Origin of the sequence: Brucella intermedia LMG 3301, assembly GCF_000182645.1 — a bacterium.
Lineage (GTDB): Bacteria > Pseudomonadota > Alphaproteobacteria > Rhizobiales > Rhizobiaceae > Brucella > Brucella intermedia.
Genome location: NZ_ACQA01000002.1, coordinates 1,479,368 through 1,494,000, shown reverse-complemented (window position 1 = coordinate 1,494,000; position 14,633 = coordinate 1,479,368). Strand labels below are relative to the sequence as shown.

The following is a 14,633-nucleotide window of genomic DNA, read 5'->3' as shown; positions in this document are numbered from 1 at the left end:
GATATGTTTTCCGCTGTTGTTCAATTCGACCGTGGAGCGCACAGATTTCGCGCGATAAGGGCGTCAACAGTTGAATTCATCGTGTTAACGATGGTCTCGATGAAACGCTCTCCTAGCTGGCTTCTACGCAAAGGGTCCGGTTGCCATATATTCAGGTAATAAGGGATGGGTTGGGCGAGCGGCCGGAGAACAACCCCCGCGCTTTCGAAAGCCAGCGCACTTAGTGGATTAATAATCGAGACCCCAATTCCGGCGGCAACCATTGTGCCGATCGAGGTTGCCGTCGTTGTTTCTACGACCAGATTACGCGCAATGCCTGCTGCATCGAACTGCGCGTCGATCTGGCGGCGATAGGAATCTTCTTCGGAATAATAGATGAGATCATGACGATCGAAATGAGCCATCTCAAGCACGTCGTGTTGTGCCAGGGTGTGATTGCGCGGCATGATGCACAGCAAATCCCCTGCGTAGAGATTGATAATGGAGTTCGTGTTGCCTGCGACGTTACCTTCGACGACTCCAAGATCGAAAAACTTGCTGAGGAGATCACGTGTTAATGCGGTTTCCTCCAGCGAATGAATTTTGAGAGAAGCATCGGGATAGATGCTGCGAAAGTTGTGAACCACCTGTGGCATAAGCGCGTGGGCGAATGCTGGCAGACACGCCACAGTCACGCGTTGGAGCCTTTCGCCGCGGATGGCACGTGCTGTCCGGGCAATCTCGGCGAGGCTGACAAATGAGCGTTGCACAATCACATTGAGCGCTACCGCCTGTGGCGTCATCTCAAGACGACGTTTTTCGCGTTGAAAAAGCGTAAAACCAAGGTCAGCTTCGAGCGCTTTCAACTCACGGCTGATTGTTGGCTGGGACGAGTTCAATTGCTTGGCAGTTTCGGTCACATTGAGAGTCTGCATCAATGACTGAAATATTTCCAACTGCCGGTGCGTCAGTTGCATGGTCCCCCTCCACGACGATTTTCACAACATATCATAAATGACTATTATCATGATTAATAGGAATTTGACGGCATGTCATGCTCTGTTAGCCTTACCGAAAAATGGGGACACTGGACGGTCGCAAAACAACCTGTCGGTGGTCAAGAAGACGACGGATCGTTCCTCCAATAAATGGAAAGAGTGAAGTAGATACAATGACGTCGTTCCGGCTCGCTATTCCACGGTCAGACGAAGGCAAACAATACTTCATCAAATGCAACGGGCTTGGCAACGACTTCGTCGTCATTGACGGTCGCAGTACCCCATTTCGGAAATCTTCCGACTATATCCAGTGGGTCTGCAACCGCCACGTCGGTATCGGCGGCGATCAGCTACTGGTTTTCGAAGCGCCTGAATCACCTGAGGCTTCCGTTCGGCTTCGCATCTACAATATTGATGGACAAGAAGCGGAAACATGTCTGAACGCTACCCGTTGCGCAGCCTGGTTGATTATGGAAGAGACAGAGCGAGACGAAGCTGTCATCGAGACACTCGGTGGGCCGATCCGGGCGAAACGGGCCGGCGATCACAAGGTTAGCCTCAGTATTGGTAACGCCAAATGGGACTGGCCCGAAATTCCTCTGGCGGGTTCCCTCGAATCTGCGGGTGCCCAATTGGAGAGCGGACCGCTGGTTAGCCCAATCGCAATCAATATTGGCAATCCCCACCTCGTTTATTTTGTTCAAAACCTGGGTGGGCTCGACATTGCCGCGCTTGCCGATCCCGTTCAAAAAAGTGGCTATCTTCCCGAGCAGGCAAATATCGGCGTGGCCGAAGTTACCGGCCCAGATTCGATCCGGCTCGTCGTCTATGAACGTCCAGGCATCCTCACGCAAGCCTGCGGCAGCGGCGCGTGTGCCGCTGTCCTCGCCGCAAGACGGGCCGGTCTCATATCGAGCGACAAGGTTACAGTCTATGCGCCCGGTGGTCAGCTTGAAGTCGAAGTTTTTGATGGCGAGACTTTCATGCTGACGGGCCCGGTAGACGTAACCTTCGACGGGTACATCGCATCCAACCTCCATCGGTGAAGGCGAGCGAAAAGCGCTGTCTCACTCGGTCACTCTCACCGACCGTATCTGATATTCCATCTGAAAGTGATAAAATGAAGAGTGAATTCCCTCAAGACACGTTGTGCGAGCTGGCTGCCCAATATGCGACGCCGTTATGGATCTATAATGCTGATGTAATTCGTCGGCAGATTGATCGTCTTGCCCCTTTCGATATTGTCAGATTTGCGCAGAAGGCATGTTCCAACGTCAATATTCTGTCGCTCATGCGCGAGGCTGGCGTGCACGTTGATGCGGTATCTCACGGTGAAATAAAACGAGCGCAACAGGCGGGATTTTCAGCAGCCGCTACAGCCACCGGCGCCGCGGGCATCGTTTTCACTGCCGATCTTTTTGACCGTGATACCCTCGATTATGTTGTGCGGGAGAAGATTGAAGTCAATGCAGGCTCTTTGGACATGCTGCACCAATTGGGCGAAAGATCACCTGGTCATCGTGTGTGGCTGCGTATCAATCCAGGCTTCGGGCACGGTCACAGCAAGAAGACCAACACCGGCGGAGAAAACAGCAAACACGGCATCTGGCATGGACAACTTGCCCAAGCGATTACCTTGTTAGAGCGTTACCGTCTCCATCTGGTAGGCTTCCACCTTCATATCGGTTCAGGCGTCGACTATCGCCACCTTGAGCGCGTCTGCCAAGCCATGACCGATATAATTTCATCGGTGGACCACGATTTTGAGGCGATATCTGCTGGTGGGGGTCTTTCTGTGCCCTACAAGAATGGGGACCAGGACATCGACGTCGCACACTATTTCAATCTTTGGGACCAGACCCGCCGGCAGGCAGAGAAAAAACTAGGCCATTCGGTGCGTCTTGAGATTGAGCCCGGTCGTTTTCTGGTAGCACAGTCGGCGGTTCTCGTGGCGGAGGTGCGTGCCACCAAACAGATGGGCGACAATCATTTCACTCTGGTCGATGCGGGCTTCAACGACCTGATGCGTCCGGCTCTCTACGGCAGTTATCACCATATTTCAGTTTTGTCGGCTAATAGTAGGGCCCGGAAGACTGAAGCTTCGCGCCCGACTGTCATTGCCGGGCCCCTGTGTGAATCAGGAGATGTTTTTACACAACAACAAGATGGCACCGTGGAAATGAGAGAATTGCCACCGGCTCATGTCGGTGACTATCTGGTGTTTCACGACGCAGGAGCTTACGGAGCATCGATGTCCTCCAATTACAATAGCCGCCCACAGGCGGCCGAATATCTGTTGGATGGCCCAGCATCCCGTTTGATCCGGACAAGACAGAAAATAACCGAGCTCTATCAGAGAGAATGTCCTAACTTGGCATCCCCGACTACCGCGAAGGCAATATAAAGTTTGCGCGGCTTTAATCCCGATAACAACATGATGGTGCTGAAATTGAACAATCAACGTAAAAGCGGGAATCCCAAGCCCGCCATTGCAGTAATAATGGGAGAAAACACCAGTGCCGGTGGAGATCGGTACGACATTTCGAAACATTATTTTGCAGCCATACACCGGGCTGGCGGCGTTCCATACGGCATACCCTACCTCTCAGATATAGTGGATCGGGTTACCCAGGAATTCGACGGCTTCTTAAGCATCGGTGCTCGAATAAAATTTCCCGATTCCTGGTACGTGGAAGGGGATCGGTCTGCTTTCCCATTTTCTGATCGTCTTGAAGTGGAAGTCGCCCTGATGAAGGGATTTCTTGCCAGGGATAAGCCTGTACTGGGCATCTGTAATGGGATGCAGATGCTGGGTTGTCTGAACGGCTGTCGGATGGTTTCGGACGTCCACGCGAGCCTGCCGAATGCAATCAATCACGATCAAGCTGATCTTCTGCATGAAGTTGCTGTTTCGGCGGGAACAAAAATGGCTGGAATATTGCAGGTGGACAAATTTAACGTGAATACGTTCCATCGCGAAGCACTTGTTGATATTTCCAAGGAGGTAACTGTCACCGCTCGCGGATCCGACGGCGTAATCGAAGCGATTGAAATTCCCTCACAATCATTTGCGATGGGAGTACAGTGGCATCCTGAATTATTTGGTACTGCCGAGCATCCCGGCAGCCGGCTATTTGACGCCTTCGTAAACGCCGCTGCGCAGCATTCTTGAAACAGGTTGGCTATGATAAGGCAGTCATCCGCAAACTGGATGATTTCTCTTGTCTTCAGAGAAGATCAGGCCTTTCCGGATGGGCTGAAGGGCTGTTGGCGACAGGAACAGTTGACGCACTCAACCATTGATCGCTTCGATACCTGATCTTCTGGCTCCAACTGTCAGCAAGCACCGCATGAGATGCGAGGCTCCCTCGCCTGTCGACCCTCCGCAAGGTTGTGCCTTCCATCCTCGTTGTCCATTGCCATTCTTTTGCCGCTCTGGCGATATTCCCGTTTTCACCAACTCGCCGGCAGTTCCTTCCACCGAGCCCGTTGTCACTTGTTAAAACAAGGCTAAGATCATGAGTCAGAATCCATTTTTGGTCGGAACGCTTGAACAGCCTACAATTGTCGTTCGTACCGGCCAAGACCAGCAGAACCCGCATATCGGCCTGCTTACTATTGGCGAGTGGACTGTCAAATGCGCGGTAGGCCGCAATGGGTTGGTGGAGCCGCACCTGAAGCGCGAAGGTGATGGAAAAACACCCCGCGGTCGCTATCCTTTGCGTTATGGCTTTTACGATCCTGCGGTTTTTGGTGATGAACCACGCAGTTTCGATTTCCCCTTTTTGCCCAAGCCCGAAAACTACCGCTGGGTGGAAGATCCAGACAGTCCCTTTTACAACCAGCTGGTTTTTGAAACTGATGAAACCCAAGCCTCCCGTCGGGGTGAGCGGCTCTTCGATCTGATTATCCCTGTCGGATGGAATGATGCCCTGCCCGATGCACGCGGCGGTTCTGCAATTTTCATACATGCGGCCCGCCCCGATTTCAGCGGTACATCTGGCTGTGTCGTCGTTGCCCACGAACATCTGACGGAACTGGCGCGCCGGGTGCGCCCCGGAATGGTTATCGATATCGCATCGGTCGACGGGGCGCAAATGACCCTCGAACCCCGGGTGACAACCCCGCCCACCGCTATAGAGACAGTTACATTCCATGGCCTGAAGCCCGGTCCGCGCCTTATTGTGACCGGTTCTGTCCATGGTAACGAACCATGCGGCCCCCACGCCATCACACGCCTGATCCACGAGTTCCGCACCGGACAAAGGGGCCTGGAATGCGGCACGGTGACCTTTGTGCCGGTTGTGAATGGACTTGCCTTTCGTAACGATACCCGCTTCGGCGATCGCAATTTCAACCGCAATCTTTCCGAAGCCGCTATCCCCCAGGATAACGAAGACCGCGTGGCCAATGTCATCTGTCCGTTGCTGCGCGCCCACGACGTGCTGATCGATCTTCATTCCTTCAGTTCAGAAGGTCCACCGCTTGCTCTCATGGGGCCACGCAACAACAACGGAACGCTCGAACCTTTCGCGCATCAGGAGGCGGAAGAAAAGCTCGCCAAGGCGCTTGGCCTTCCAATCATTATCCATGGTTGGCTTCCAGCGCACGAAAAGGCACTTGAGCAGAAACGTGAAGCGGGCGTCACCGAAGGACTGTCGTCCCTGCATGCCATCGGCACCACTGAATATATGCGGTTTGCGGGGGGCTACGGCGTGACTGTCGAATGCGGTCAGCATCTCGATCCCAACGGACCACAAGTCGGTTATGATTGTGTCGTCAACGGAATGGCGTCGCTCGGCCTGATCTCCGCACAGCCAGCCATGGTGCACCCGTCATCGGTGCTTGAAATCAGCGATGCTATTCTGGCCGATCACGAAGATGATCACTTGCTGAAGCAGTTTGCGGCTGGCGAAAAAGTTGAAAAAGGGGAAGTCATCGGGAAACGCGCCGACGGCAGCGACATTGTGATGCCATATTCAGGAGCAGTGCTTTTTGCCGGAACAACGGCACCCGTGCATACAGAACTGTGCTTTTTGTGCAAACCGAGTGATCGCCTGCATGCTTGAACGTCTGCGCAGCCAATAAATAGCAGAATCCAATTGTTGCCGACGCTGTAAAGCCAGCGTCGGCAAGTGGTGCATTGTTTATTCCGCGATGTCGACCTTCTCGAAGCGGTGCGACCCGAGTGGCTCCATAACGTAATTCTTCACGTTCTTGGACATCGGCAATACGACCGTTGAATGCGCAAGTGGAACCCATGGGGCTTGATAGATGGCGATTGCCTGTGCCTCCTGATAGAGCCTGGTTCGCTCATCCTTGTTAGAGCTCACTCTCGCCTTCTGCAGAATATCTTCCAGCGGCTTGTAGCACCAATTGGCGTTGTTGCTTCCACCGACGCCGGAGCAACTGAAAAAATAGCTGAGCAGATTGTCAGGGTCACCATTATCGCTGGTGCCTCCGAGCACCACCGCCCCGTCACGATCCTTGTCACGAGCCTTCTTGAGATATTCACCCCATTCGTAGGAGACGATCTCCACACCGACGCCGATCTTGGCGAGATCCGCCTGCATAAGCTCAGCCGCACGCCGCGCATTTGGCATATAAGGCCGGCTGACCGGCATCGCCCAGATTTTCATCTTGAGGTCTTTGACGCCCGCATCGTCGAGGAGCTTCTTTGCTCCATCAGGGTCGTAGCTATACCCCTTTATATCACCATTATAGCCCCACATACTGGGTGGCAGGACGCTTTGAGCAACCTGTCCCATGCCCTGATAGACAGCTTCCACAATTGCCTTTCTGTCAATGGCCATGTTCAGGGCGCGGCGTACTTCCACCTTGTCGAATGGAGCGTCCAGCGTGTTCATGGCGAGATAAGCCACGTTCAGTCCCGGCTGTTCCATAACAGTAAGGTTTGGATCGGCTTTCAGCCGTGCGACATCCGCCGGCGCGGGATAGGCTGCGATATGGCACTCACCTGCCTGAAGCTTCTGCATACGGGTGGCGGGGTCCGTCGTGATCACGAAGATCAGGTTGTCAACTTTGGGCGCACCGCCCCAATAGTCTGCATTGGCAGCAAAACGGATTGCTGCATTGGTCTGATAATCCACAAAACGAAACGGACCAGTGCCCACCGGCTTGCGGTCGAGATCCTCGCGCTGCCCGGCCTTCGCCAATTGCTCGGCATATTCTGCCGACATGATCGAGCCGAAGTTAAGGGCGAGCTTCGCCAGAAGGGATGCATCCGGCTGGTTGAGAACGAACTTGACGGTATGGTCATCGACTTTGACCACTTTCTTTATAATCACCGGCATGTCCATGGCGTTGAACATTTCCCAACCTGCGCCGACGAAATAATTGTTCCACGGGTGCTGCTTTTCGAGCTGGCGATTATAGGTGAACAGAACGTCGTCCGCGTTGAATTCACGGGTTGGCGTGAAGCTGTCGGTCGAATGGAACTTCACCCCCTGCCGCAACTTCAACGTATATTCGAGATTGTCGTCAGAGATGGTCCAGCTTTCTGCGAGGCCGGGAACGACGTTGGTCGTGCCGCTTTCGAACTCAGTCAGCCGGTCGTAGATCGTTTCGGCAGAAGCGTCCCATGTGCTGTTTGTCGTGTAGAGCGCGGCATCGAAGCCTTCCGGTGCGCCCTCGGAACAATAGACCAGCGTCTTTGCCATTGCCGGGGCTAGCGCTACGCTGGACAATGCTGCCGCCGCCAACAGTGACAGCAGAGTTTTGCGTGTTGTTTTCGACTTCATTTTCATTTTTGTTCCCACAATCGTGTTTTCTTTTCGAGTTGCCGTTTGCCCAGCAAGTTAGTCGGCTCGCCCTTCTGTTGTCGCGAGGCCGCGTCCAGGTGTCCAAACGGAATCCGGTTTGGTCCAGAGCACATCATTACGGATCAGTTTCACGAGTTCCCTTGCATGAAGATCGAGGAAACGCTCTCCCTTTTCGGCCGTGGCGCTGCGCGGATCTCCCCATGTTCCGGTAACCGGCGCACGCTCGGCAAAGGAATAGAAGCGCGAAACGTCTGCCGGTACGTCGACAGGATGCTGCTGATTGCCGAATGCCTGTCCGAACTTGTCCGTCCTCACGGCATCACCGACAATGGCAAGCATGACGGAAGCTTCCCCCTCACAGGCATGATGGGGTCCATTATCTACCTCGAAGATTTTTCGTGCTTCGTCGCCTGCCAGCATCCACGGTGTGGTGGCCACGATTGGCATCGCAAATTCAACAGCCAGTTCGCGGACAGCGACCGAAAGCGGATCGATATTGCCGCCATGTCCATTGACAATCAGGAGACGTGAAAACCCAAGTGTTTTCAATGATCTGGCTATGCATCGGATGACACGGCTGAAAGTATCGTAATCAAGCGTGATAGTGCCGCCAAACGGCAGGTGGTGTTCGCTCATGCCAAGCCATTGGCCGGGGAGGACAGCGACGGGAATCTCCTCAGCTACGAGACGCGCGGCGCGGATGGCGGCTGCCGAAGCGCTCGTCGTGTCAGTAATGACCGGCAGATGAGGGCCGTGCTGCTCAAGCGATCCCACAGGCAGAATAGCAAGGGCACCCGGCTTGCCTGCAATCTCGCGCAGGTCCGGTGCGGTCATACGTGCCCATTCAACTTCTTTCGTCATGTTCAGTCCTCTTTCCTTAATTCCAGATAAAGCCAAAGCGCAGGCGTCACCGCATCAGGTCTGATGGCCTCGGGCCTCGGTCGACAAGGTTCGTGTTCTTCCGTCCGGTTGTCGCAGGGCGACCTGGTCGAATTGGGCGATAACTGCACAGGAATGATTGGGAAATATGCGAACACGACTGCCGACAGGGGGCGGGGTGTCACTGAAACGAACGAACCCATGTTCTTCAGAAAGGCGTTCAATTTCCCACATCTCTGACGTGTCACCCCACACACTGACGGCCAGCCCAAAGCCGCCGCCACCAGAGCCGTGTGCACCAAGGTCGGATGAAAGGGATTTGGAACCTGCATCGATAATGAAATGATGGTCGTTGTGGGCAACAACGGTGGCAATGATGGAAAGCGCGATGTTATCACCCGATGCTATGCCAAGGCGAAGCGCGGTCCGGTCAAGGAAGGCGTAGTTTCCCGGCCGTATCTCCGTTATCCCGGACGGAATAGGCGCGCCGAGGCAAGTCGGTGTCGACCCCACGGATATTGCGGGGACTTCGACGCCCACCTCCTTCAACTGTTCTGCGAGGTGGAGGAGGGCCTGCGCTTCCGCATTGGCAATATTTGCCAGTTCTTCGGCGGACTTGCTGCCATAGGCATGGCCTGCATGGGAAAAAAGGCCTGCGAATGCAAGATAAGGGTGTTGTGCTATCTTTTGAGCCAGCACAACGGCGGCGGGGTCCTGCGGCTTGACGCCGACGCGCCCGAGACCGACATCGACTTTCAGAAAAACGCCAAGCTTTACATCATGTGCTTCTGCGGCAGCCCCAATCGCCTGAATGCCGATCTCGTGAGCGGCGATAAACATAAGCTCGGTATCTCGAATCTGCGCACTGCGTATCAGGCGACCGATCGAATCCGGTCTCACGATGGGATAAGCGAGGGTTACGGAGGGAATGCCGCCCTCGACAAAGACCAGCGCTTCATCCGGCTTGGAAGCAGTGACGCCAATTGCGCCAAGCTGAAGCTGGCGGTTGGCAATCATGAGGCTCTTGTGGGTCTTGATGTGAGGCCGCAGCCGCACCCCGGCTTTGTCCGCCTTTTGCTGCATCTCCTTCAGGTTGCGTATCAGCCGGTCTTCGTCGATTTCCACGTAAGGTGTCTGAATGTCGACGGGATAAGGACGGTTGAATGTTTCAATTGCCACTGCTGGTTCAGTCAAAGTTATCTCCGGCAATCTGACTGCAAGCCCCGTGCCTGCCAGTTTGTTCCACTGTACCCGAAAGTCATGGAACCAGATTTGCACAGCCCGGAGAGGCAATCAAATTATTTTCTTATAAGAAAATAATTTCCCTAAGATGCCGATGAGATTCAAGCCTTATCGAAGACGTCAATCCGCTTTGAATTTGATGGTTTGCGTATTGACCAGCGTAGAAACCAGTTCCGTTTCCGGCGTTGAACAGACACACAGGATCTGGGCGGGCTCTTCGCTCACGCTTAGATAACCGTGTCCAGTCATCGCATCAAAATAGGCGGAATCGCCTTTCTTGAGACGAAGAGGTGCATAAATTTCTGAGTGGAGTTCCAGTTCACCCTCAAGCACATAGATGAATTCCTCGCCCTTGTGCCGGATGAGCGGCCCAAATTCCTCAAGTGTTCGAGCGTGCGCCACAGCGAGGATCGGGACCATCGCCTTCTTGTAGATCTCCGTGCAAATATAGAGATAGTCGTAGTTCTGCGTGATGATCGAACGGCCGTCGCCGGACTTTGTGAATGTACGCCGGCCCATCACATTTGAAAGTTCATCCGGGGTGGCCACAGCGCCAAAAAGCTCTGCAATATCGACACCAATGCCCTGAGCAAGCTGGATAAGCCGGTCATATGTAAGCTGCATCTGGTTGTTCTCAACCTTCGAAAGGGTCGATACTGCAAGCCCGGTCATCGCGCTTACTTCAGCCAGGGTCCAATGGTTGCGGCTTCGGATGTCTCTCAGGATGTCGCCGAGGCTGGATTTCGCATCATTCATCCGAAGTTTTCCATTCGCTTGATCTCAAATTCGAGTGGCATCCCGATCAACTCTGTTTTCAAGAGGTATATCGCGTCACTGACATGAGCGCGTAATTTACATCTCGCCGTAAAGCAACATGATGCCCTACTGAGCCAGCGGATCCGCAACTCTCGGCCAGTATGGTTTTTCCAGTTTTGTGAAAGGCAAATCTTCGAAACGTGGTTGTAGCGCACCGGGAGCGCCAACATAGAGTATCTCGCCCGCAATAGGTTCGAAACCAGCCCGGAAATGGTTGCTCGATTTCACCACGACAATCTTCTTTTTCGAGGGATCAAGTCCGAGCCCTGTCATGCATTCGGGGTGAAATGTCTGCGTGCGGATGGTATTCAACACGATATCGATACTCCCCGCGCTGACCCAGACGGCCTCGCCGATGCCCAGCGGCGTGGGGCCAAACCGTTGCGTAATGTCCGAAGCAATCCGCCGGACCGTGACCGTGAGATCCAGCGGCGCACCCGACACTTCGCCGACCTTGCCCCCAATCCTCAACGCGAGAGAGGCGCCTTCTCCCGCTTCCCGGCACATCCGCACGGCGATCGGGTCCCAGTAAAGACAAGAGGCGACGTCTTCAATTCCGCGTTCAATAATGCGCCGCAGAATAAAAGTGGAATCGCCCGGGGCGCCCCCGCCAGCATTGTCTGAAACATCGGCCAAGACAACGGGACCATTTTTCGCTTCCAATGCACGGTCCAGCGCCTCATCGACGGACAAGTATGCGCCACGCATTTGCTCCCGTGCACTGTATATCTCTCGACCGAAGCTTTCGGCGATGTGAGCAGCCTTCTGCCGATCCTGGTCGGTGACAACGAGCATCTTCGCGCCCACATCCGCAACGTCACCCCATGGAAAACCATGGCCGAAGGAGACAGCCAGTACGCCGTCGTTCCCTTCCATCGCCTTCATCCGGTCCACAACTCCGCGCAACGGTTGCCGGTGCGGATGAAAGATGCTGATGAGGCGGCAGTCATAGACCGCCATGACAGGTTCGATTTCACCCGTGAGCGTTCGTTCCAGTATCGCAAAGAGCTGACGGGCTACGATCTCAATATCGGTGTGTGGATATTCCTTGTAAGTTACGATCATCGTTGCATTGTCGATCATGCGCTCAGTAATATGACAATGCAGATCCAGCTCGACAGCTATCGGAACATGAGCGCCCACAAGGCCACGTATATGGGAGATGAGGTCTCCTTCGACGTCATCATAACCGTCCGCAACGCAGGCACCATGAAGCGCAAGCATGACTGCGTCCACCGGCATTGCCGCCTGAAGATCATCAAGAATTGTTTTGCGGAAATGTTCGTAAACGGCGCGGGTGGTTCTGCCGCCAGGCTCGGCCACTGCGCAAAGACTTTCGACGACACTCCAACCTTTCCTTTCTGCGGCATCCCGCCAGACAGACAATTGCGATGAGCAGCAATTGAGTGGCTTCGAAGTGGCATCTCCATAAGCAATCAGGTTTTCAGTGAAAGCTTGGAAACCTGTCTGCATTGGCGAAAAAGTGTTCGTTTCGGTATCCAGACCGGCGATGAAGATTTTCATTATCGTCTCTTATTGTGCGTTCAAATTTTCCGATAATAAACATCGTCATTTCGCCCGGTCAACACAGCATGACCATCCTGGACATCCGTTGCAACAATTCATCCGGCTTGAAGCGCGCCCCAACTCTGGGCGCAGCTATGCCGCGAGCACCGAGAAATGCCAAGGACATCGACGGTAGCGCGAAGCGTCTTTCCTGCCGAAATGGAAAAGAATTCAGTCGCGTCGTAATAGAGAAATATTGCTCGCGAGCGCAGGGAACGTGGGCTTAAGCTAGGCGGCTCAGGCGAACGCATAGTGTCCCACAATGGCGATCATGGGCCTTCAGATTGTCTGACCGCATTCAGATACTGACTTGGGACGGAGCAAGGGCATCACGATAGCATCGGCCAGCTTGGCCTGATGATCTCTGCCAAGCTTCAGCGAGTGTAAGAACAGGATTGATCATAGTCAGCGTCAAGACCGCCAAAATGCTTTACAATCGGTCCTTCTGTCCTTGGGGAGACTTTGGAGATGCGGTTTTCAGGGAAAGATCGATCGAAGACAATCCTTCTGGTCTTTGCCGTCTGCGGACTTGTGCTCGGGCTGGGCTTTTACTTTTCGGGTTACTCCTACGGTGCACGGCTGATCTGGGCTATCGCCACCCTGCCTGTACTGGCGACTTTGCTCGCCGAAATTCTCAGGAGTTTATGGCGAGGGGAGTTCGGGCTGGATATCGTCGCGGCGATGTCCATGTCGGCCGCTCTGGCATTTGGGGAAATGCTGGCGGCCTCGATTGTCGCGCTCATGTATACCGGCGGAGCTTTCCTTGAGAGCTTTGCCGAAGGGCGGGCACGCCGTGAGATGCATGCCTTGCTGTCCCGCGCGCCCCGAACCACAATGCGTTATATTGATGATCGTCTCGAGGATGTTGCCGTTGACACGGTTCGTCCGGGCGACCGGCTCCTGATCCGTCAGGGAGATGTTATCCCCGTCGACGGGCGTATCGCTTCCAACAGGGCCTTCGTAAACACCTCGGCACTGACGGGAGAAGCACTTCCGATCTCGCTAGCCCAGGGGGCCGATGTGCTGAGCGGATCGGTCAATGCCGGCGATGCCTTCGATATCGTTGCCAGACACGAAGCGAAGGACAGCACCTATGCGGGCATCGTGCGCCTCGTGGAAGAGGCACAGGCTTCCAAAGCCCCGATGTCGAGACTGGCGGATCAGTGGTCTATCGGTTTTCTGATCGTAACCATCGTAATCGCCTTCGCAGCGTGGTGGTTCACGGGCGATCCGATAAGGTCGGTCGCCGTTCTCGTCGTTGCCACCCCATGCCCGCTCATTCTGGCGGTGCCCGTCGCGCTTGTTGCCGGGCTATCGCGTTCCGCTCATTTCGGGGTGCTGGTGAAGGGTGCTGGTCCGCTGGAGAATATGGCTCGCATCGTTACGCTGGTGCTGGACAAGACCGGAACGCTGACTGATGGCCGTCCGCAAATCACCTCGATCCACCTTGAGCCGGGATTCGGTGAAGACGAGATATTGCGGCTCGCTGCTTCCCTTGACCAGGTGTCGAAACACCCGATGGCACAGGCGCTTGTACTGGCCGCTCAGGAACGCGGTATAGATCTTGTATTGCCGACCGACGTTAGCGAACTGGCGGGGGACGGCGTGGCTGGCCGGGTCGATGGCAGAAGTGTCATCGTCGGCGGGCACAGCTTCGTTGCAAGACAAGCCGGCGCAAAGCTGGTCGAAATTCCCGGCACTGAAGCGGGAGCAGCGCTGGTGGCAGTCGCAATAGACGGCGCTGTTGCGGGCTATATAGTCATGGCCGACCCTTTGCGCGGCGATGTGGCCTCTACGCTAAAAGGTTTACGCAAGGATGGTGTGAGGCGCATTGTGCTGGCGACGGGCGATCGCGCTGCGGTGGCCAGACGCGTCACCAAGGGTTTGGGGCTCGATGCCATCTACTGCGAACTTTCACCCGATCAAAAGGTGCTGACCGTTCTCAGCGAGCGCAAGTATGGCCCCGTGATGATGGTCGGCGACGGCGTGAACGACGCACCTGCGCTCGCCGCGGCGGATGTCGGCGTTGCGATGGGTGCAAGGGGAGCGGCTGCCTCTGCCGAAGCCGCCGACATCGTTCTTCTCGTCGACAGAATAGGCAGGCTGCGGACCGGCATAGAGATCGCGAAGCGATCAAGGCGCATCGCCGTCGAAAGCGTTGTGGCAGGCATCGGCCTTTCAGTGATCGCCATGATTGCAGCAGCGTTCGGCTATCTGTCACCCGTTCAGGGTGCGTTGCTACAGGAGGTGATCGATGTCGCTGTCATTCTCAATGCGCTTCGAGCACTGAAAATCTCGCCAGCCATCGGCTGAAGAGCGTTGGAAACCGGATCGATGCGAAACGAAGTTCGATATTCTTTCCATACATGCC

At 54.9% G+C, this 14,633-nt stretch carries 12 protein-coding genes; 6 read left to right on the top strand and 6 right to left on the bottom strand.

Translation table 11 applies throughout. The annotated features are described in order from the left end of the window. Positions 1–20: 20 nt before the first annotated feature. Complete coding sequence (locus OINT_RS19480) at positions 21–956, bottom strand: LysR substrate-binding domain-containing protein (protein WP_006469623.1); 936 nt, start codon at positions 954–956, stop codon at positions 21–23. A gap of 194 nt (positions 957–1,150) precedes the next feature. On the opposite strand from OINT_RS19480, the gene dapF reads away from it, so the two are divergent. The 5 genes from dapF (at position 1,151) to OINT_RS22560 (ending at position 6,046) form a co-directional block, all read left to right on the top strand. After that, on the top strand, positions 1,151–2,023 hold the full coding sequence (gene dapF, locus OINT_RS19475; protein WP_006470759.1) for a diaminopimelate epimerase: 873 nt from the start codon (positions 1,151–1,153) through the stop codon (positions 2,021–2,023). Between the two features lie 74 nt (positions 2,024–2,097). Beyond that, on the top strand, positions 2,098–3,381 hold the full coding sequence (lysA, locus tag OINT_RS19470) for a diaminopimelate decarboxylase (RefSeq protein WP_006470760.1): 1,284 nt from the start codon (positions 2,098–2,100) through the stop codon (positions 3,379–3,381). 30 nt (positions 3,382–3,411) lie between these two features. After that, complete coding sequence (locus OINT_RS19465; protein WP_235691685.1) at positions 3,412–4,149, top strand: gamma-glutamyl-gamma-aminobutyrate hydrolase family protein; 738 nt, start codon at positions 3,412–3,414, stop codon at positions 4,147–4,149. 127 nt (positions 4,150–4,276) lie between these two features. Next, on the top strand, positions 4,277–4,480 hold the full coding sequence (locus OINT_RS24455; RefSeq protein ID WP_075041748.1) for a hypothetical protein: 204 nt from the start codon (positions 4,277–4,279) through the stop codon (positions 4,478–4,480). A 15-nt stretch (positions 4,481–4,495) separates the two neighbouring features. Further along, positions 4,496–6,046 (top strand): L,D-transpeptidase family protein, encoded by a 1,551-nt coding sequence (locus OINT_RS22560; RefSeq protein WP_006469618.1) that lies wholly within the window; start codon positions 4,496–4,498, stop codon positions 6,044–6,046. A 78-nt stretch (positions 6,047–6,124) separates the two neighbouring features. On the opposite strand, the gene OINT_RS19455 is transcribed toward OINT_RS22560, so the two are convergent. The 5 genes from OINT_RS19455 to OINT_RS19435 all read right to left on the bottom strand — a co-directional run bounded on the left by OINT_RS19455 (position 6,125) and on the right by OINT_RS19435 (position 12,220). Beyond that, on the bottom strand, positions 6,125–7,738 hold the full coding sequence (locus OINT_RS19455; protein WP_006470761.1) for an ABC transporter substrate-binding protein: 1,614 nt from the start codon (positions 7,736–7,738) through the stop codon (positions 6,125–6,127). Between the two features lie 57 nt (positions 7,739–7,795). Continuing rightward, entirely contained in the window at positions 7,796–8,620 is an 825-nt protein-coding gene (locus OINT_RS19450; protein WP_006470762.1) for a creatininase family protein, read from the bottom strand. A 54-nt stretch (positions 8,621–8,674) separates the two neighbouring features. Further along, on the bottom strand, positions 8,675–9,832 hold the full coding sequence (locus OINT_RS19445; RefSeq protein WP_039853400.1) for an alanine racemase: 1,158 nt from the start codon (positions 9,830–9,832) through the stop codon (positions 8,675–8,677). Positions 9,833–10,000: 168 nt separating this feature from the next. Next, entirely contained in the window at positions 10,001–10,636 is a 636-nt protein-coding gene (locus OINT_RS19440; RefSeq protein ID WP_006469614.1) for a helix-turn-helix domain-containing protein, read from the bottom strand. A 126-nt stretch (positions 10,637–10,762) separates the two neighbouring features. Further along, entirely contained in the window at positions 10,763–12,220 is a 1,458-nt protein-coding gene (locus OINT_RS19435; RefSeq protein ID WP_006469613.1) for a M81 family metallopeptidase, read from the bottom strand. Positions 12,221–12,730: 510 nt separating this feature from the next. On the opposite strand from OINT_RS19435, the gene OINT_RS19430 reads away from it, so the two are divergent. After that, the gene (locus tag OINT_RS19430; protein WP_006470764.1) at positions 12,731–14,575 is read left to right on the top strand and encodes a heavy metal translocating P-type ATPase; all 1,845 of its coding nucleotides are present in this window, start codon (positions 12,731–12,733) and stop codon (positions 14,573–14,575) included. Positions 14,576–14,633 lie beyond the last annotated feature (58 nt).